Raw genomic sequence first — 18,293 nt, forward strand, 5'->3', positions numbered from 1 at the left:
GGAATGGCCACTGCGCGGTTGGGTCAACGGCGCGCTCGGGGCCGTGCGGCCGCGACGCCGGCCGCGCGACGGGCAGGAGTTGCACGAAGGCGAGGCGCTGGACTGGTGGCGGGTGGAGCGCATCGACACGCCCCGGCTGCTCCGGTTGCGCGCCGATATCCCCCTGCCCGGGCGGCTGTGGCTGGAGCTGTCGGCGAGCGCTGACGACAATGGCGGCTCCCGGTACCGGCAACGGGCGCTGTTTCAGCCCTATGGGCTTGCGGGGCAACTTTTTTGGAGCGCGTCGGCACCGTATCGCGATGTGGTGTTCGGCGGCATCGCGCGCGACGTCACGGGCACCGCCCGTGGCGGCGTGATCCGAGAGGCGGCACCGTCGCATTGCTGAAGGGAGAGCGACATGAGTGACAAGGAATTTCACAAGGGCGACAAGGTCGAGTGGAAGAGCCACGGCAGCACCGTCCGTGGGACGGTGGAAGCCGAAATCACCTCCGACACCGAGGCCGCCGGGCGCACCGTGCGGGCATCCAAGAACGAGCCTCAATACCAGGTTCGCAGCGACAAGACCGGCGCTGACGCGGTGCACAAGCCGAGCGCGCTACGCCGAGCGGACTGACCGATGGCCGACGACGACGAAGCCACCTGGGATCGCTTCAAGCAGACGGTCAACATGACCGCGGGCGAGCTGGAGAAATGGCTTGCCACTGATGAGTCGCGGAGCGTGGGACAAAAGCGGGGCGGCGACGAGTCGACCGGGCACGCCAGTGGGCGCCGCATTGTCGCGATACTCAAGACCAAACGGAGCGAGCTCGGGTCCGACGACTACGCGCACATGCGCAAGGTCGTCGGTTACGCCAAGCGCCACCTGGCCCAACGCCCCCACGGGAGCATCCAGCAGAGCGCCTGGCGGTACTCGCTGATGAACTGGGGTCACGACCCGACGAAGTCCTGAAGCGTCGACGCGCGGTGCGCTCGGCGTTCGCGTGTTTCGCGGGCTAATTCGGTGCGAATGCGGGACACTTATCGGGGTTCGCGGGCCGCGTGTGGCGGTCGCCGATACGCTGGTCGGCGAATCTCGCAAGAAGGACACCGTTAAGTGACCAAGCGCGGCGCCGCAGACCGGCGATTGGATCGAGCCGAACTCGAGAAGTTGATGTCGGCCGACATGCGCGCACTGACAGCGCAATCGGATCGCATAGGCCGACACTTCGCCCGCCAGAACGACGTCGGTGGCACCGACTTACACGCCTTGTTGCACATCATGGTCGCCGAGACCGCCGGAACGCCGCTGACGCCGGCGCAGTTGCGCCAGCGCCTGGACGTGTCGCCCGCCGCCATCACGTACTTGGTGGACCGGATGATCGACTCGGGCCACCTCCGGCGCGAGCCGGATCCCGACGACCGGCGCAAGACGCTGCTGCGCTACGAGGAGTCGGGCATGGCCCTGGCCCGCTCGTTCTTCACCCCGCTCGGCGCGCATCTGCACGAGGCCCTCGCCGACATCTCCGACCGTGACTTGACGGCGGCCCACCGGGTTTTTCAGGCGATGATGGCGGCGATGTCCACCTTCGAAACGCAACTCGCCACGCCGGACCCCACACCGCCGCAGACGGACGGAAAGCGCGCGACCACCAGGGGCCGCCGGCGCGCGGTGCACACCGGCGATCAACCCGGCTAGGACACTGGCCGCCGGGCCGCGGAGCCAAGCACTTGCTGCTCGATCAGCTCTGCCCCGCGCCGCACTCCGCCCGTCGCGGCGAATCCGGCGGCCACCCGACGGGCGCCCTCGGTCATCGTCATCGCCGCGCGCACCTTCGCCCTCAACCGTGCGGGCGTGAGGTTTTTGGCCGCCAGGCGGGTGCCGCAGCGAGCGACCTCCACGCGCCGGGCGACTTCCGCCTGGTCGCGCGCGAACGGCACGACGCAGACCGGCACGCCGCGGTCGAGGGCCTTCAGCGTCGTGCCCATCCCGCCGTGCGTGATCGCGCAGCTGGCTCGTTGCAACAGGGCCGCGTGCGGGACGAAGCGACAGACGGTCGCGTTGGCCGGCCTCGGCAGGTCCGGCGGGATACCGGCCGGAAACGTCGCCACCACGTGGACGGGCTCGTCGGCCAGCGCCCGCAACGCGATTCGTCCGAGGGCGGCGTCTGGCTGCCTGATCGACGACGTGTTCACCAGCACCACCGGTCTGTTGATCTTTTCGACCCAGTCGGGTGTGGACGCATGCGTGGGTTCGAATACGCAGGCGCCGATGTGGTGGACCAAACCGGCCCATCCCGGATGGGGATATTCGAAGGGCTCGCCGCCGACGGCGAGCAACAGCGGCGCGCGCCGCACGAAGTCGTCGACCGACACGACCGGCGATACCCCAAGCTGGGCACGAATCGCGTTGATGCGCGGCACCATTGGCCGGTCGAACAGATGCCGGACGATCGGGCGGACCGAGGCGTCGCGCAGTTCACCGAGGATACCCGGCAGCGGGCGCATCCCGGGACCGAACGGCGGCACCCCGCGGGACCGTAGGTAGGGCGTGAACGGCGAGAACACCAGCCACGGCGTATCGCCTGCCTCCGCGGCCGACATCGCCCCCCAGCAGTTCGCGTCCACGATGATCGCGTCCGGCCGGACGGCGGACACCGCGCGTCGTAGATCATCGATTTCGAGTGCCGCGCGCCGGCACAGCACGTCGATGGTTAACTTCAGCACCCCCAACGCGTTTCGGGCGCGCCAGTCCTCACCGACGATGGACTCGATCGCCGGGTCGACCGGTTCGGCGTGGATGCCGACCGCGCGCATCGTCGCGACGCCACCCGCCATGGTGCGCGCGTGCACCTCGTGACCGCGGCCCGCGAGCTCGGCGAGCAGCGCGCCGGCGGGCAACAGGTGCCCCAGGGCCGGCGACCCGTAGGCCAGTATCACCGCCATGTCGCGCGCGGCTATGGGTCGGCAGTCAGGTCGACGGCGCGCAGGCCGGACAGGCTTGCGGCGCCGCAGCCGTGTAGGCAGACGCGAAGTTCATCGATGAACGGTTGCAGCCAATCGACCACGGCCGCAGCGGAATCGATCGCGGCCGGAAGCAGGGGCCGAGCCACCGCCACGACGTCGGCGCCCAACGCTATCGCCTTCGCCGCGTCCATACCGGTGCGGATCCCGCCGGAAGCGACCAGCGGGATGTCCGGCAGCGCCTCACGCACCTCCACGATCGCCCTCGCGGTCGGGATACCCCAGTCGGCGAGATGCGGATAACGCAGCTCGCCGTAGCGGACGAATTGCTCGACCCGTGACCACGAGGTGCCGCCGGCGCCCGCGACGTCTATTCCAGCGACAGGCAGATCTCCTTCGGCGCCAACCAATTCCGCGGCGGCCGCCCCGCCGATGCCGTGGCCGACCTCCTTGAGCAGCACGGGGCAATCTATCGCGTCGGCCGCGTCCCGCAGCCGGCCCAACGAGCCGGAGAAGTCGGTGTCGCCGTTGCGCTGAATCGCTTCCTGCAACGGATTGGTGTGCACCGCAAGCGCATCGGCGCCCACCCTGTCCAGGGCCTTCGCCAGATCGGGCACGGCGGACTTGGTCACTTGGGCCAGGCCGATGTTGCCGAACAGCAAGACATCCGGGGCCACGTCACGCACGGTGAAGCTGGCCGCGGCCCGTTCGCCCAACGCGCTGTCCAGCATGATTCGCTGGGAGCCGAGCATCATCCCGATGCCGAGCTGTTGAGCGGCGGCGGCCAAGTTCCGGTTGATGGTCGCCGACAACTCGGCGCCGCCGGTCATCGCGCCGATCAGGATCGGAAAGCGCAGGTCCGCGCCGAAGAATCTGGCCGACAGGTCGATGTCGTCGAGGCTGGTCTGGGTCAGTGCGTTGTAGGGCAACCGGTAGCGCTCCAGCCCGGTGGTGACATGCTCGTAGTTGACCGGCTCGGTGAGGCAGACGTCGATGTGCCGCCGTTTGCGGGTCGTCATCCGGGCCTGGTCTGCCGTCACGGCCGGCACCCCGGCGCGACGAAGCCGCGCCCGCTCGCATCCATAATGTCCATAGTGCCCCTTGTTGCGTGCCGCCAATGTGCAACGGTGCGTAATTTCAGTTGATTAATGTTTAACACACTGAAAGACTTCACATCGTGGTGTGGAATCGGGTGGCCTCGGCCGTGACGGGACGGCGCTCGTGGCTGATCGCGCTGGCCGCCGTCGTCCTCGGCGGCGTGTTCATGGCGCTGGTCGGCGAAAACGCGGCGGCGGGGCAGGCGCCGCTGTCGGTGCCGACCCGGTCCGACTCGGCGAAGGTCGACACCATGGCCCGCCAATTTCCGGGCGGAGACCGCGTCCCGTTGATCCTGGTGGTCAGCCGCAGCGACGGCGCCGCGCTGGATGCCGCCGAAGTAGCCGCCGCCCAAGCGGCTCGGGACCGCATGCAGGCCGCGGCCCCTGCGGGCGGGGCCACCGGCGCGGCGCCGGTCCAGGTGTCGGCCGACGGCAAGGCGGCGATCGCGATCGTGCCCGTCGGCGCCGATCTGTCGGGACTCGACTTGAGCGCCGCGGTCGCCAACCTGCGCAAGGCCGCCTCCACCGGGCTGCCGGCGGAGCCGGCGGCCCACGTCACCGGCGGCCCGGCGTTCGGTGCCGACATTGCCGGCGCATTCACCAATGCCAACATCACCCTGCTCGCGGTGACGGCATCGGTGGTGGCGCTGCTGCTGATCGCCACCTACCGCTCCCCCGTGCTGTGGCTGGTGCCGCTGCTGGTGGTCGGGTTCGCCGACCGGGTCGCGGCGGCGGTGGGCACCGCGGTGGCGTCCCTGACCGGGCTGAGCTTCGACGGCGCCACCTCGGGGATCACCAGCGTGCTGGTCTTCGGGGCGGGCACCAACTACGCCCTGCTGCTGATCTCCCGGTATCGGCAGGAGCTTCGGCGCCACTCCGAGCACCGGGATGCGTTGCGCCGCGCCGTGCGGATGGCAGGTCCGGCGATCGTCGCCAGCAACGCCACGGTGGTGCTGGCGCTGCTCACCTTGCTGTTCGCCTCGACCCCGAGCACGCGCAGCCTGGGCGCGCTGGGGGCCTGCGGATTGGTGGTCGCCGCGGTGTCGGCCCTGACGATTCTTCCCCCGCTGCTGGTGCTGTGCGGCCGGCGATTGTTCTGGCCTTTCGTTCCGCGCCCCGAGGACGCCGTCACCGCGGATTCGGGCGCCTGGCAGCGCATCGCCGAATGGGTCAACCGGCGCCCGGCGGTGGTCGCGGCGGTCGCGATCGCGGGCCTGGCGGTGCTCGCCACCGGCCTGCTGGGCACCCGAATCGGCTTGTCGCAGACCGAGCAGTTCCGGGTCCACGCGGATTCGGTCTCCGGCTACGACGTCGTGGCGGCGCACTTTCCCGCCGGACTGGTTAACCCCACGCTGGTCATCGCCCCCACCGCATCGCGGGTGCCGGAGGCCATCAGGGCAACCCCCGGCGTGGTGTCGGCGACCGAATCGGGCCGCTCGTCGTCGGGCCTGATGAAATGGTCGGTAGTGATCGATGCCCCACCGTCCTCCGACCGTGCCTTCAATATCGTTGCCGCACTGCGTGACACGACGAAGTCGGCGAGTCCGTCCGCGCTGGTCGGTGGGGCGGACGCGCAGGCACTCGACGTGCGCGATGCGGCCACCCACGACCGGCATCTGCTCATCCCGGCGATCCTCGTGGTCATCCTGCTCGTGTTGTACGTCCTGCTGCGGTCCGCGCTGGCCCCTCCCACCCTGCTGGCGGCGACGATCCTGGGGGCGCTGGCCGCGCTCGGCATGGGCGGCTGGGCCAGCAGCCACGTCTTCGGCTTCCCGGCGCTGGACAACAGCACCCCGCTGTTCGCCTTCCTGTTCCTGGCCGCGCTCGGCGTGGACTACACCATCTTTCTGGTCACGCGCGCCCGCGAAGAGTCCGCGGAGAGCGGCGCGCGCGCCGGCATGGTCGCCGCGGTGTCGGCCACCGGCGGCGTCATCACCAGCGCGGGAATCGTTTTGGCCGCCGTCTTCTGTGTGCTCGGCGTGCTGCCGTTGATCGTGCTGACCCAACTGGGCATCATCGTCGGGTTGGGCATCCTGCTGGACACCTTCGTGGTCCGCACCCTGGTCATCCCCGCGCTGTTCGCCCTCCTCGGCGACCGCATCTGGTGGCCCTCGGCGCCGAGGCACGTCAAAGCCGTTGCAGCACAGGCACAAAACCAACCAGAACGGAGCATCCCGTGAACAGGTCAACCCTCGCCGCGACCAGCCTCGCTGTCGCCGCCGCCGCGGTGACCGGCAGCGTCGCCAACGCCAAGGCCGCACCCGCCTGGTTTGCGCGGCTGCGCAAACCGCCGTACCAACCCCCCAACAGCGCCTTTCCGGTGGCCTGGACCTCGCTCTACGGCGACATCGCGGTCACGTCGGCGGTGGCCATCGACCGGTTTCGGGCCGCGGGACGGGAGGACGAGGCGCGCCGCTACGCCGCTGCGCTCGGGGTGAACCTCGTGCTCAACGCCGGATGGAGCTGGCTGTTCTTCGGTCTGCACAAACTCGGCGCGTCGGCGGCCGGCGCCGCCGTGCTGACGGCCAGCAGCGTCGACCTCGCGCGGCGGGCCGCCCAGGCCGACCCGCGGGCCGGACTGGCCCTGTCGGCGTACCCGCTGTGGTGTTCGTTCGCGACCGTCCTGGCCACCCACGTTTGGCGATTGAATCGCTGAGGAATCCGTCGAATCATGCCGACGCTCTTGTGGTTCCGGCGCGACCTGCGGTTGGGCGACCATCCGGCGCTCAATGCCGCGGCCCACGACGGGGATGTGCTCGCCTGCTTCGTGCTGGATGCGACGCTCGAGGCCTCGTCCGGCCGCCGTCGGCTCCAGTTTCTCGGCGACTCGCTGCGGCGCTTGCGTGACGACCTGGACGGCCGGCTACTGGTGACCCGCGGGCGGCCCGACCAGGTGATCCCGCGCATTGCCAAGGAGATCGCCGCGTCGGCGGTGCACATCTCCGAAGATTTCGCGCCGTACGGTAAGCGCCGCGACGAAAAGGTCCGAGCGGCATTGGGTTCCGTCCCCCTGGTGGCCACGGGTTCGCCGTACCTGGTCTCGCCGGGCCGCGTCGCCAAGAAGGACGGCTCGCCCTACCAGGTCTTCACACCGTTCCTGCGTCAGTGGCGCGAATCCGGATGGCGGTCGCCGGCGAAATCGGGCGCCGGGTCGGCGCGCTGGCTCGATCCGGCGGGGCTGCGGATTGACCGGGTGGAGATTCCCGATCCCGGCGCCACGCTCGACATCGATGCGGGCGAGGCGGCTGCACGCAAACAGTGGAAGTTGTTTGTGGACAACGGTTTACAGCGATACGCCGACGAGCGGAACCGCCCCGACCTGCACGGCACCAGCCGCATGTCGGCACACCTGAAGTTCGGCAGCATTCACCCCCGCACCCTGGTCGCCGGACTTGACCTTCGTGACGCCGGGGCGCAGGCGTACCTGCGCGAGTTGGCATTTCGCGATTTTTACGCCGATGTGCTGCATCATTGGCCGGCCAGCGCCTGGCGCAACTGGAACCGTCAGTTCGACGGCATCCGCACCGACACCGGCGCCGAAGCGAAACGCCGCTACGAGTCCTGGAAAGCCGGCGAGACCGGCTTCCCGATGGTGGACGCGGGAATGCGTCAGCTGCGGGAGACGGGCTTCATGCACAACCGGGTGCGGATGATCGTCGCCTCCTTCCTGGTGAAAGACCTGCACCTGCCGTGGCAGTGGGGCGCCGAGTGGTTTCTGGATCAACTGGTCGACGGCGACATGGCGAACAACCAGCACGGGTGGCAGTGGTGCGCGGGCTGCGGCACCGACGCCGCACCGTACTTTCGGGTGTTCAACCCGACCACCCAGGGCGAGAAGTTCGATCCGTCCGGGGATTACATCCGGCGGTGGGTGCCCGAGCTGCGGTCCGCGGACGACGCGCACCTGCGAAAGGGCGAGCGGCCGGCGGGCTATCCCGCGCCGATCGTCGACCACGGCGCCGAGCGTGCCGAGGCGCTGCGCCGTTACCAGAGCATCTGACGGAGCCCGTCGCCCGAATTGTCGCGCGCGTGAATGTTTGCTCAATCGCCCGCCCCCGAGCTCGTTGGCATGCAATCATCAGCCGATTCACAGTTGTCAAGCCGCTCGGGAGGCAGTAAATGACACCCTTCATCGTTCGGACGTTGCTGGCCTCGGGTGCCGCCGCGGGGTTGCTGGCCGGCGTGGGCGCATGTTCGTGTTCCGTCGGTTCGTCGCACTCGGTCAGCAAGAGCGATGTCGCCGGCCAGATCACCTCGAAGTTGACCGACGCCGCCGGCAACAAGCCCGATTCGGTGAACTGCCCGGACGACCTGCCGGCGAAGGTTGGGGCGCAACTCAATTGCGAGATGAAGGTCAAGAACCAGACCTTCAACGTGAACGTGACCGTGACGAGCGTGGACGGCAAGGACGTCAAGTTCGACATGGTCGAGACGGTCGACAAGAACCAGGTCGCCAGCATCATCAGCAACAAGCTGGCCCAGCAGGTGGGCAGGAAGCCGGACGCGGTGACCTGCCCCGACAACCTCAAGGGCGTTCAGGGCGCGACGCTGCGCTGCCAACTCGTCGACGGCACCGACAAATACGGCATCGCGGTGACCGTCACCAACGTCGACGCCGGCGACGTCAACTTCGACTTCAAGGTCGACGACCACCCCGAGCCGGCGTCCTAGCGGCTTTCGATCAGCGAGCGGCCTTCTTGCGTTCGATGTCGGCGAGCGCGGCCGCCAGTTCCGCCCGCTGGGCGGCCGAGCTCTCCCATGCAAGCTGCCGGTTCTTGACCACCTTGGCCGGCGCACCCACGGCGATGGAGTAATCCGGGATCACTCCGCGGACCACCGCGTGCGACCCCAGCACGCAGCCGCGCCCGACGGCCGTGCCGCGCAACACCGTCACCTTCACACCCACCCAGGTGTCGGGCCCGATCCGCACCGGCGACTTCACGATGCCCTGATCCTTGATCGGCAGGGTGATGTCGTCCATGCGGTGGTCGAAGTCGCAGACGTAGCACCAGTCGGCCATGAGCACCGAGTCGCCGAGCTCGATGTCGAGGTAGGCGTTGATGACGTTGTCGCGGCCCAGCACCACCTTGTCGCCGAACCGCAGCGAGCCTTCGTGGGCACGAATGGTGTTCTTGTCGCCGATGTGCACCCAGCGGCCGATCTCCAGCTGCGCCAGTTCGGGCGTCGCATGGATCTCCACGCCCTTGCCCAGGAACACCATCCCGCGGGTGATGATGTGCGGGTTGGCCAGCTTGAACTTCAGCAGCCGCCAATAGCGCACCAGGTACCACGGTGTGTATGCGCGGTTGCGCAGCACCCATTTCAGCGAGGCCACCGTGAGGAACTTGGCCTGGCGCGGGTCCCGCAGATTCGATCCCCGCCAGCGGCGATGGATCGGTGCGCCCCACATGCTCGTCATGGCCGGACAGCCTAGCGCGCCCTGGCGGCGGCCGAGAACGGCGGGCAATCCGCCGGTGCCGGGTCGCCACGGGTTACCCTCACCTGTACTCACTGGCCGCTCATGCCGAACGCCGTGGAAAAGGATCTGGGATTCGAGGTGCTTGACCGACATCTCCCGCGTGGCCTTCGGCGTTGGTCATCCGCGCTGCTGGCGGCCGGGATCACGGTCGGGCTTGGCGGGTGCGCCAACACCGACTCCTGGGTGGAGGCGTCCGCCTCGGCCGGGTGGCCCGCGCAGTACGGCGACGCCGCCAACAGCGGTTACACCGGCACCGACGGCGCCTCCAAGCTGTCGCTGCGGTGGACACGCTCGGTCAAGGGCAGCCTGGCGGCGGGCCCGGCGCTGAGCGCGCGCGGTTATCTGGCCCTCAACGCGCAGACCCCGGCGGGATGCTCGCTGATGGAGTGGGAGAACGACAACAACGGCCGGCAACGCTGGTGTGTGCGGCTGTTCCAGGGCGGTGGCTTTGCCGGCCCCCTCTTCGACGGGTTCGACAACCTCTACGTCGGCCAGCCCGGCGCGTTCCTCTCCTTCCCGGTGACGCAGTGGACGCGGTGGCGGCAGCCGGTGATCGGAATGCCCACTACCCCAAGGTTTGTCGGGCACGGTCAACTGCTGGTCGCGACGCACCTGGGCCAGGTGCTGGTTTTCGAGGCCCACCGCGGCGCGGTGGTCGGCAGCCCGATGGATTTGGTGGACGGCGTCGATCCCACCGATGCGACGCGCGGGTTGGCCGATTGCGCGCCGGCCCGGCAGGGCTGTCCGGTGGCCGCCGCACCCGCATTCTCGGCGAACAGTCAGATGGCGGTGTTGGGGGTCTGGCAGCCGGGCGCCCCGGCCGCGGGGCTGGTCGGGCTGAAGTACCACCCCGGGCAGACGCCGCTGCTGTCCCGCGAGTGGACCAGTGACGCCGTCGGCGCCGGCGTCATCGCCAGCCCGGTGCTGTCCGCCGACGGGACGACCGTCTATGTCAATGGCCGCGACCAACGGCTGTGGGCATTGCGCGCCGCCGACGGGAAGGTGAAATGGTCGGCGCCGCTGGGATTCCTGGCGCAGACGCCGCCCGCGGTCACCCCTGGGGGCCTCATCGTGTCGGGCGGAGGCCCCGACACCCGGTTGGTGGCGTTCAAGGACGCGGGCGACCACGCGGATCAGGCGTGGCGCCGCGACGACGTCGTCCCGCTGTCATCCTCGAGCCTGGCCGGCGCCGGTGCCGGCTACACCGTCGTCAGCGAACCGGCCCCGAACGGCGCACCTGGCATGTCGCTGCTGGTGTTCGACCCCGGCAACGGCCACACGCAGGGCAGTTACCCCCTGCCGGCCGCCACCGGCTATCCCGTCGGGGTGTCGGTCGGCACCGATCGCCGCGTGACGGCCGCCACCAGCGACGGCCAGGTGTACGGTTTCGCGCCGGCGTGACCGGGACATACTGAGCCCATGTCCACCGACGACGACGAGATGCAGACCGCGGTCGACGCCTACTCGGAGCGGGGCCAGCGCCACGCGACGGCGGACCGCCTCGCGACCGTGCTGCTGCTTGGCGTCCAGGCTTTCTTGGTCGCGGCAACGATAGGCCTGCTCAGCGTCTATGTCATGGCCACCGACCCGTGCGGCTACCAGAAGTGTGGCGACCCGGCGTGGATCGATCGCGCCATGGTGCTGGGCATCGGCGGTGGCGGCGTCATCTTCTTCGCCGCGCTGTTCGTCGCGCTCCGCCGCCTCGCCCGGCGCCGGACCGCCTTCTTTGTCCCGATCATCGGTTGTCTGGCGCAGGCCGCGCTGGCCGCCGGCGCCGTCGCGATGGAGTTTCAGGCCGGCCCCGTCTAGGCGGCAATCATGGTGGCGACCCGCTTCGCCCGGCTACGCCGCGCTTGCGATCGCCACTTAGACCCGGTGGTGGCGACCCGCTTCGCCCGGCTACGCCGCGCTTGCGATCGCCACTTAGACCCGATGGTGGCGACCCGCTTCGCCCGGCTACGCCGCGCTTGCGATCGCCACTTAGAGGGCCAGCGGCGGGATGGCGTTGCGGGGCACCTGGGCCTGGACCGGCCCGGCGAACGCCGGCAATATCTCGCCGGGCGCGAAATAGAAGATCAGCTCGTCGTCGGTGATGGCGAAGTTCTGGTAATGGGTCGGATCGTGCCCGGTCGACGGCAAAATGGCTGCGCCCAATGGGGTTTGGCGTTCCAGGTCGCGCTGCACGATCGGGAAGATGCTGTCCAGCGGCGTCGTGCCCGGCGCGAACAGATTGTCGAAGGTAATGGGCTGCTTCGTCCCGAGGTTGTAGTTAAAGGCCTTGTACCAGATCGAGGGATGCGCCCCGCCGAGGTCCTGGAAGAACTTCAGCACCACGCTGCGGGTGTTGTGCGGCGGCTGACCCGAGCTGTGTTGCTCGGTGGTGGCCTCCAATTGGTAGGGCTGGTCCCGCGACCCCGAACTCTGGGCGACGTTGACGAAGCCGTCCCGGTTCTGCGTGATGGTGTCGGCCAGCGCTTGCTCGTCGGGGTAGTCGGCGGGAAACACCATGTTCAGCGTGTAGGTGGGGCCGGTGGCGCGCAGGCGACACATCTGGCCGTCCTCGGTGGTGCCGCCCAAGCTGGCACACGACGGTGGGGCTGCGGCCGCCGGCCAACCCAACAGGGCCGCCGATGCGAGCACCACGGCCGCTATCAGATAACGCATTCTTCTATTGTCCTTGCAGGTTAGGCGGGGGCTGGGCGCCTGGCAGAGCGATCGCACCAGCCTACCCGGCGCTACCGTGACGGCCGGCAGACGAAGGCCGCCGCACGTGCGGCGGCCTTCGAGCCGATGCGGGTGATGACCACCGACAGGGGCCGGGTGCCGCGCGGCCGCATCCGTCGCCGCAACGCGTCGGGGTCCACCCGCACGCCGCGAACCAGGATTTCCAGCGTCCCGCAGTCCAGCGCCGAGAGGGCCTGGCGCAGCCGCCGCTCGTCGAACGCCAGCTGCTCGAGCACCTCGAACCCCCGGACCGCCGCCGGCAGCTCGTCCCCCGACAGGTAGGCGATGTCGGGGTCGAGTTGCCACAGCCGGTGCCGCGCGCCGTAGTGGCGCACCAGCCCGGCCCGGACCACCGCGCCGTCGGGGTCGATGATCCATCGCCCGGCCGGCCGCACGGGGCAGTCGTCCGGGTCGGCGTCGGTGACCTGCTCGCCGCGATCGAGGACGCTGGCGCGGCGTCGGACGCCGCGCTGGGTCAGTCCGGGCGACCAGAGGCATGCTTCGCGCACCGCGCCGCGGTAGGACGTCACCTCGATCTCGCCGTAAAAACCCAGTCGACCCAGGTCATCGAAATCGATTCCGGGAGAGCATTTTACGACGAGGTCGCGGTCTCGGTAGGTGTCGATCAGGGCGCCCAGCGCCGGCCGGTAGTCGTCGAGGCGGAAGCGGCGCCGCCCGCCGAGGCGCCGCGCGGGGTCCGCGAGCACCGCGGCGTCGCGAGTCACCGGAGCCAGGGCGTCGGCGCGGCAGAGCACAGCGGACTCCCCGAGGTTGTGCCGGGCCATCGCCAACCGCACGGCATCGAGGTCGCTGCCGACCGCCCGCACCCCCGCGCAGCGCAGCGCGGCCAGCTCGGTGCCGATCGAGCAGGTGACGTCGTGGACCTCGGCTCCGGCCTCTGCGAGCCGCCCGGCGCGGTGCAGCGCCACCGGCGCCGCGGTGGCTTGCTGCAGCGCCTCGTCAGTGAATAGCCAGTTCGACACGGGGATTTCGGTGTCCAGGCCGCCCAGTTTCTCGGCGGCGCGCCGGCGCAGCAACACCGTCTCCACCAACACCGCCGCCCGGTCCCCGAATCGCGCGCGCGCCGCCGCGACATCGGCGACCAGGGTCGCGTCGGTCAGCTCGAGCTCGCCGACCGCCCCCAGCGCGGCGGCACCGGATTCCGACCGCAGGTACCGGACGTCCTCAGCGGTGAAGGCGAGGCCGTCACTCAGGAGGGCTTGACCCCGGTGATCATCACGTTGTAGAACCAGCCCTTCGGCGCCACGTGCCGCAAGACGTTCGCATCCAGCCAGCTCAGCGTCTTCCAGCTGTTGAACGCGAACTTCGCCCAGCCCCAGCCGAGCCGTCCGGGCGGCACCGCGCATTCGAACGTGCGCAGCGGCCACCCCAGCATGGCGGCGGTGAATTCCACTGTGGCCGTCTGCACTTCGGCCGCACCGGCGTTGCCCGCCATCCGCTCCAGGTCGCCCGGCTCAAAGGTGTGCAGGTCGACGACCGCCTCGAGCGCCGCGGCGCGGGAGGATTCGTCGAGTTCGGCCTGCGGCCGCCGCCAGCCGTCCAGGCCCGGCAGCTTGGTGACGTTGGTCGCCACGCGCCAGGTCAGGGTCGACAACGTGCGGGCATAGGTGTCCCCGACGGTGGTCGGCTCGCCGGCGAACACGAACCGCCCGCCCGGGCGCAGCACCCGGACGACCTCCCGCAGCGCCAACTCGACGTCGGGGATGTGGTGCAGCACGGCGTGCCCGACGACCAGGTCAAAAGTGTTGTCCTCGTAAGGGATTCCCTCGGCGTCGGCGACCCTGCCGTCGATGTCCAGCCCGAGGGATTGCCCGTTGCGGGTGGCCACCTTGACCATCCCGGGCGACAGGTCGGTGACCGATCCACGCCGGGCCACCCCGGACTGGATCAGGTTGAGTAGGAAAAAGCCGGTGCCGCAGCCCAATTCGAGGGCACGGTCATAGGGCAGCTCGCGCTGCACCTCGGCGGGAACGATGGCGTCGAAGCAGTCCCGGGCGTAGTCCACGCAGCGCTGGTCGTAGGAGATCGACCACTTCTCGTCGTAGGACTCGGCCTCCCAGTCGTGGTAGAGCACCTGGGCCAGCTTGCTGTCGTGCCGGGCCGCTTCCACCTCTTCGGCGGTGGCGTGCGGGTTGGGAACGGCATCGGTCGAACTCGTCGTCATGCAGGGCAGCCTAACGGGCGCCGGGTTCGGCGTCGTCGTCACCGGTCTGACCAGCGGCGAACACGTCGACGTACCGGCGCCGCTCGGCGACGTCCCGCTCGGAGGGACCCAGCTCGAACACGTCGTTGATGCCCGCCTTCGCGGCGGCCAGGGCGTCTCGCGGACCGTCGAGAAAGCGGCGGGCCCACCCGGCGGCGGCGTCGTAGACGTCGTCGGGGGCCACCATCTCGTCGATCAGCCCCAGCGTCAGCGCCTCCTCGGCGTCGAAGAACCGGCCGCTGAACACCAGCTCCTTGGCCCTGCTCGCCCCGGCCGCGCGGGTCAGGCGGGCCATGCCGTCGCCGCCGGGGATCAGGCCGGCCAGGATCTCGGTGGCGCCGAACTTGACGTTGTCGCCGCTGACGCGCCAGTCGGCGGCCAGCGCCAGCGTGAGCCCGGCGCCCAGCGCGTAGCCGGTGATCGCGGCCACGGTCGGCTTGGGGATGGCCGCCACCGCGGCGATGGCCCGCTGCCGCGCCCGGGCCGCGGTCTCGGCCTCCGGCGCGCTGAGCGTCCGCAACTCGGGCATGTCGTCGCCGGCCGAAAAGATCTCGTGGCCACCGAACAGGATGACCGCGGCCACGTCGTCACGCTCCCCCAGCTCGCCCGCGGCGGCCACGATCTCGCGGTAGACCTGCCGCGTCATCGCGTTCGTCGGCGGCCGTGACAGCAGCAGCATGGCCAGGCCGGCGTCCCGCGTGCCGTCGCTGACCACGGTGCTGACGAACTCGCTCAATGCCGCCACCCCATCCCGCCGGCCTCGCGTGCCTGGTGGTAACGGTCGGAGTCGAAGAACTCGAACACCCAGTTCTCGCCCTGGATCTCCAGGTGCGGCTGCACGGGCACGATCTGCCGCTCGACGGCCAGCACGTCGGCGACGGTCCGCCCGGCCAGCGAATCCAGCTGGGTCCAGGTCGGCGGCAGCAGGAAGCAGCGCCCGGCGGAGAAGTCGTCGATGGCGGCCTGGGGCGTCGTCCAGCCGGCGCGATCCGATTCGGTGTTCTCGCCGTCGGCCCGCTGCCCCGCCGGCAGGGCCCCGACGAAGAAATAGGTGTCATAGCGGCGGGTGCGCTCGGCTTCGGGGGTCACCCAGTTGGCCCACGGCCTCAGCAGGTCCGCGCGCAACTCGAGGTTTTCTCGGCGCAGGAAATCCGCGAACGACAGGGTGCCGTCGGCCAGCGCGCGGCGGGCGTCGGCGTACACCGACGCGTCGCCCACGATCCCGTCCGGGTCGCCGGCCGGCCCCGCGAACAGCACACCGGATTCTTCGAACGTCTCCCGGGCCGCGGCGCACACCAGCGCCTCGGCCAGGTCGGGCTCGATGCCGAAGCGCTCCGCCCACCACTGCGGCGGCGGGCCGGCCCAGGCCCCGATCCCACCCAAGTCGGCGTTGCGGTCACGATCGTCCACGCCGCCGCCGGGGAACACCATCGTGCCCGCGGCGAACTCCATCTTGGCGTGCCGGCGCATCAGAAAGACTGCGATGCCGTCGGGGTCGTCGCGGATCAGCATCACGGTCGCCGCCGGCCTCGGAACGAGCGGGGCCTCTTCGGTCGGTGACGTCATAGCTGCCTCCGGTGGGCTGCGCGGGTGCGGACGCGGCGGGCGAAATAGCGGCCGTCGACGACGTCGAGCGCGATCGACTGGCCGAAGGCGGTGGACAGGTTCTCCGCGGTGAGCACGTCGGTCAGCAATCCGGCGGCGACCACCTTGCCCTCGGACAGCAGCATGCAGTGGCTGAAGCCGGGCGGTATCTCCTCGACGTGGTGGGTGACCAGCACCAGCGCCGGGGCGTCGGGGTCGGCGGCCAGGTCGGCCAGCCGCGCCACCAGCTCCTCACGGCCACCCAGGTCCAGCCCGGCGGCGGGTTCGTCGAGCAGCAGCAGTTCGGGATCGGTCATCAGCGCGCGCGCGATCAACACCCGCTTGCGCTCGCCTTCCGACAGCGTTCCGTAGGCACGGTCCGCGAGGTGCTCGGCGCCCAGGCTCTCCAGCATGTCGACGGCCCGGCGGTAGTCGACGTCCTCGTAGCGCTCGCGCCACCGGCCCAGCACCGCGTAGCCGGCCGAGACGACCAGGTCGCGCACCACCTCGTCGGTGGGTACCCGCTGCGCCAGGGCCGACGAGCTCAGGCCGATCCGGGACCGCAGCTCCGACACGTCCACCCGGCCCAGCCGCTCGCCGAGCACGAAGGCGATCCCCGACGACGGGTGCTCGGCCGCCGCTGCGATCCGCAGCAGCGACGTCTTGCCGGCCCCGTTCGGACCGACGATCACCCAGCGCTCGTCGAGCTCGACCGCCCAATCCAACGGCCCGACAAGCGTGTTACCGCCGCGGCGCAGCGACACGTTCCTGAAGTCGATCAGCAGGTCGGGGTCGGCTGCCTCGTTCGTTTGGTCGGCGGGCACCCGCCCATCGTGCCGTATCCCTTGCGAGGCAACGCACAAGCCCCCAATTCCCGCCCGTCGCGGGTTGCGGGCCCACTCGGGCGTGAAACGTCGGCGTTGACCGTGACGCCATGGCGGCCCCCCTCGGCGTGTCGCCGCCCTGAGCGCACACCCAGCGCGACGGCGAGTGCTCGCTACGCGTCCGGCGGGATCTCCACCCGGCGGACCTCGCCGGTCACCGCGTCGGCGGCCTCGATCTCGCCGCGCGTGACGCCCAGCAGAAACAGCACCGTGTCCAGGTAGGGGTGGCTCAGCGAGGCGTCGGCCACCTCGCGCAGCGCGGGCTTGGCGTTGAACGCCACGCCCAGCCCGGCCGCGGCCAGCATGTCGATGTCGTTGGCGCCATCACCGACGGCGACGGTCTGCGCCATCGGCACCCCGGCCCGCTCCGCGAAGTCCCGCAACGCCGTGGCCTTGCCGGCGCGGTCGACGATCGGCCCGACGACCCGCCCGGTGAGTTTGCCGTCGACGATCTCCAGCTCGTTGGCCGCGACGTAGTCCAGCATCAGCTCCTCGGCCAACGGCTCGATGATCCCCCGGAAGCCACCGGAGACCACACCGCAGTGAAAACCCAAGCGGCGCAACGTCCGCAGCGTGGTCCGCGCGCCGGGCATCAACTCCAGCTGCTCGGCGACCTCGTCGATCACGCTGGCGGGCAGGCCCGCCAGCGTTGCCACCCGCTGTTCGAGCGACTGCGCGAAGTCCAGCTCGCCCCGCATGGCCGCCTCGGTGATGGCGGCGACCTTGCCCTCGGCGCCCGCGCGGGCGGCCAGCATCTCGATGACCTCGCCCTGCACCAGCGTCGAGTCCACGTCGAACACGATCAGCCGTTTGGCCCGCCGCTCCAGCGTGTAGTCCTCGACCGCCACATCCACCCGCTCCTCGGCCGACACCTGGTTCAGCGCCGTCCGCAGCGCGGCGTCGGATCCCGGCGGCACCGACACCCGCAGCTCGAGCCCGGTCACCGGGTAGTCGGAGACACCGCGGATGAGGTCGATGTTGACCCCCAGGCCGGCCACCGCCCGGGCCACCGCCCCGAACGCGCCGGCGGTGATGGGCCGGCCCAGCACGAAGATGGTGTGGGTCGAGGGATCGCGGATGATCGGCACGTCATCGCTGCGCTCGATGCTGACGTCGAGGCCCACCCCGCGGATGGCCGATTCGACGTCATGCCGCAGGGCGGGGCCGTCGGCGACGTCGGCGGGACAGCACACCAGCACGCCCAGGGTCAGGCGGTGCCGAATCACCACCTGTTCGACGTTGAGCAACTCGACGCCGTGCCGGGAGAGCGCCTCGAACAGGGCCGACGTGACGCCCGGTTGGTCCACTCCGGTGACGGTGATCAGCACCGACACCTTCGGTGGTGAATTCACCTGCGGCTA

The 18,293-nt window shown here is 70.1% G+C and carries 20 protein-coding genes; 10 read left to right on the plus strand and 10 right to left on the minus strand.

The genetic code is table 11. The annotated features are described in order from the left end of the window. The 4 genes from A5681_RS12570 to A5681_RS12585 form a co-directional block, all read left to right on the plus strand. Window positions 1-385 (plus strand): DUF2867 domain-containing protein (locus A5681_RS12570; RefSeq protein WP_156737954.1); only part of this gene is annotated, 385 nt, incomplete at its 5' end. A 12-nt stretch (window positions 386-397) separates the two neighbouring features. Beyond that, on the plus strand, window positions 398-613 hold the full coding sequence (locus A5681_RS12575) for a DUF2945 domain-containing protein (RefSeq protein WP_067274634.1): 216 nt from the start codon (window positions 398-400) through the stop codon (window positions 611-613). A 3-nt stretch (window positions 614-616) separates the two neighbouring features. Then, window positions 617-949 (plus strand): DUF3140 domain-containing protein, encoded by a 333-nt coding sequence (locus tag A5681_RS12580; RefSeq protein ID WP_067274637.1) that lies wholly within the window; start codon window positions 617-619, stop codon window positions 947-949. 144 nt (window positions 950-1,093) lie between these two features. After that, window positions 1,094-1,675 (plus strand): MarR family winged helix-turn-helix transcriptional regulator, encoded by a 582-nt coding sequence (locus A5681_RS12585; RefSeq protein WP_067274640.1) that lies wholly within the window; start codon window positions 1,094-1,096, stop codon window positions 1,673-1,675. On the opposite strand, the gene A5681_RS12590 is transcribed toward A5681_RS12585, so the two are convergent. Further along, entirely contained in the window at window positions 1,672-2,922 is a 1,251-nt protein-coding gene (locus A5681_RS12590) for a glycosyltransferase (RefSeq protein ID WP_067274641.1), read from the minus strand. The two genes, A5681_RS12585 and A5681_RS12590, sit on opposite strands and share 4 nt — an antisense overlap. Window positions 2,923-2,933: 11 nt before the next feature. Further along, entirely contained in the window at window positions 2,934-3,959 is a 1,026-nt protein-coding gene (fni, locus tag A5681_RS12595) for a type 2 isopentenyl-diphosphate Delta-isomerase (protein ID WP_197498590.1), read from the minus strand. A gap of 158 nt (window positions 3,960-4,117) precedes the next feature. Between fni and A5681_RS12600 the strand changes: the two genes are divergently transcribed. The 4 genes from A5681_RS12600 to A5681_RS12615 all read left to right on the plus strand — a co-directional run bounded on the left by A5681_RS12600 (window position 4,118) and on the right by A5681_RS12615 (window position 8,708). Then, window positions 4,118-6,217: an MMPL family transporter gene (locus tag A5681_RS12600; protein ID WP_067274643.1), complete on the plus strand. Its 2,100-nt coding sequence runs from the start codon at window positions 4,118-4,120 to the stop codon at window positions 6,215-6,217. Beyond that, entirely contained in the window at window positions 6,214-6,693 is a 480-nt protein-coding gene (locus A5681_RS12605) for a TspO/MBR family protein (RefSeq protein WP_067274644.1), read from the plus strand. The genes A5681_RS12600 and A5681_RS12605 overlap by 4 nt, the downstream gene beginning before the upstream one ends. A gap of 15 nt (window positions 6,694-6,708) precedes the next feature. Continuing rightward, window positions 6,709-8,037, plus strand: coding sequence for a cryptochrome/photolyase family protein (locus A5681_RS12610; RefSeq protein WP_067274646.1), 1,329 nt, complete (start codon window positions 6,709-6,711; stop codon window positions 8,035-8,037). A gap of 119 nt (window positions 8,038-8,156) precedes the next feature. Further along, window positions 8,157-8,708, plus strand: coding sequence for a DUF4333 domain-containing protein (locus A5681_RS12615; RefSeq protein WP_067274650.1), 552 nt, complete (start codon window positions 8,157-8,159; stop codon window positions 8,706-8,708). 10 nt (window positions 8,709-8,718) lie between these two features. Here A5681_RS12615 and A5681_RS12620 read toward each other — a convergent pair whose 3' ends face one another. After that, complete coding sequence (locus A5681_RS12620; protein WP_067274653.1) at window positions 8,719-9,456, minus strand: acyltransferase; 738 nt, start codon at window positions 9,454-9,456, stop codon at window positions 8,719-8,721. Between the two features lie 102 nt (window positions 9,457-9,558). Here A5681_RS12620 and A5681_RS12625 point away from each other — a divergent pair, with 102 nt between their 5' ends. Then, window positions 9,559-10,917, plus strand: coding sequence for a PQQ-binding-like beta-propeller repeat protein (locus A5681_RS12625; RefSeq protein WP_419866320.1), 1,359 nt, complete (start codon window positions 9,559-9,561; stop codon window positions 10,915-10,917). Between the two features lie 18 nt (window positions 10,918-10,935). After that, window positions 10,936-11,325, plus strand: a complete 390-nt coding sequence (locus A5681_RS12630) for a DUF6264 family protein (protein ID WP_067274655.1) — start codon at window positions 10,936-10,938, stop codon at window positions 11,323-11,325. A 171-nt stretch (window positions 11,326-11,496) separates the two neighbouring features. Here the strand turns inward: A5681_RS12630 and A5681_RS12635 are convergent, their stop codons facing one another. The 7 genes from A5681_RS12635 to serB form a co-directional block, all read right to left on the minus strand. Further along, on the minus strand, window positions 11,497-12,180 hold the full coding sequence (locus A5681_RS12635) for an esterase (protein WP_067274657.1): 684 nt from the start codon (window positions 12,178-12,180) through the stop codon (window positions 11,497-11,499). A gap of 71 nt (window positions 12,181-12,251) precedes the next feature. Beyond that, window positions 12,252-13,550, minus strand: coding sequence for a THUMP-like domain-containing protein (locus A5681_RS12640; RefSeq protein ID WP_231996301.1), 1,299 nt, complete (start codon window positions 13,548-13,550; stop codon window positions 12,252-12,254). After that, on the minus strand, window positions 13,451-14,425 hold the full coding sequence (locus A5681_RS12645) for a class I SAM-dependent methyltransferase (RefSeq protein WP_067274661.1): 975 nt from the start codon (window positions 14,423-14,425) through the stop codon (window positions 13,451-13,453). Before A5681_RS12645 ends, A5681_RS12640 begins: the two co-directional genes overlap by 100 nt. 10 nt (window positions 14,426-14,435) lie before the next feature. After that, window positions 14,436-15,200, minus strand: a complete 765-nt coding sequence (locus A5681_RS12650) for an enoyl-CoA hydratase (RefSeq protein WP_067274765.1) — start codon at window positions 15,198-15,200, stop codon at window positions 14,436-14,438. Then, window positions 15,197-16,030 (minus strand): NUDIX hydrolase, encoded by an 834-nt coding sequence (locus A5681_RS12655; protein WP_067274664.1) that lies wholly within the window; start codon window positions 16,028-16,030, stop codon window positions 15,197-15,199. The genes A5681_RS12650 and A5681_RS12655 overlap by 4 nt, the downstream gene beginning before the upstream one ends. Next, on the minus strand, window positions 16,027-16,890 hold the full coding sequence (locus A5681_RS12660; RefSeq protein WP_082968339.1) for an ABC transporter ATP-binding protein: 864 nt from the start codon (window positions 16,888-16,890) through the stop codon (window positions 16,027-16,029). The genes A5681_RS12655 and A5681_RS12660 overlap by 4 nt, the downstream gene beginning before the upstream one ends. A gap of 155 nt (window positions 16,891-17,045) precedes the next feature. Further along, window positions 17,046-18,284: a phosphoserine phosphatase SerB gene (serB, locus tag A5681_RS12665; protein ID WP_067274670.1), complete on the minus strand. Its 1,239-nt coding sequence runs from the start codon at window positions 18,282-18,284 to the stop codon at window positions 17,046-17,048. Between the last annotated feature and the right edge of the window lie 9 nt (window positions 18,285-18,293).

Source organism: Mycobacterium scrofulaceum, from assembly GCF_001667885.1.
Classification (GTDB): Bacteria; Actinomycetota; Actinomycetes; order Mycobacteriales; family Mycobacteriaceae; genus Mycobacterium; species Mycobacterium scrofulaceum_C.

Coding starts and splice junctions, on each gene's coding strand:
- A5681_RS12575 (WP_067274634.1), top strand. CDS start 398: ATGAGTGACAAGGAATTTCACAAGGGCGACAAGGTCGAGTGGAAGAGC.
- A5681_RS12580 (WP_067274637.1), top strand. CDS start 617: ATGGCCGACGACGACGAAGCCACCTGGGATCGCTTCAAGCAGACGGTC.
- A5681_RS12590 (WP_067274641.1), bottom strand. CDS start 2,922: ATGGCGGTGATACTGGCCTACGGGTCGCCGGCCCTGGGGCACCTGTTG.
- fni (WP_197498590.1), bottom strand. CDS start 3,959: ATGACGACCCGCAAACGGCGGCACATCGACGTCTGCCTCACCGAGCCG.
- A5681_RS12610 (WP_067274646.1), top strand. CDS start 6,709: ATGCCGACGCTCTTGTGGTTCCGGCGCGACCTGCGGTTGGGCGACCAT.
- A5681_RS12615 (WP_067274650.1), top strand. CDS start 8,157: ATGACACCCTTCATCGTTCGGACGTTGCTGGCCTCGGGTGCCGCCGCG.
- A5681_RS12620 (WP_067274653.1), bottom strand. CDS start 9,456: ATGACGAGCATGTGGGGCGCACCGATCCATCGCCGCTGGCGGGGATCG.
- A5681_RS12625 (WP_419866320.1), top strand. CDS start 9,559: ATGCCGAACGCCGTGGAAAAGGATCTGGGATTCGAGGTGCTTGACCGA.
- A5681_RS12630 (WP_067274655.1), top strand. CDS start 10,936: ATGTCCACCGACGACGACGAGATGCAGACCGCGGTCGACGCCTACTCG.
- A5681_RS12635 (WP_067274657.1), bottom strand. CDS start 12,180: ATGCGTTATCTGATAGCGGCCGTGGTGCTCGCATCGGCGGCCCTGTTG.
- A5681_RS12645 (WP_067274661.1), bottom strand. CDS start 14,425: ATGACGACGAGTTCGACCGATGCCGTTCCCAACCCGCACGCCACCGCC.
- A5681_RS12655 (WP_067274664.1), bottom strand. CDS start 16,030: ATGACGTCACCGACCGAAGAGGCCCCGCTCGTTCCGAGGCCGGCGGCG.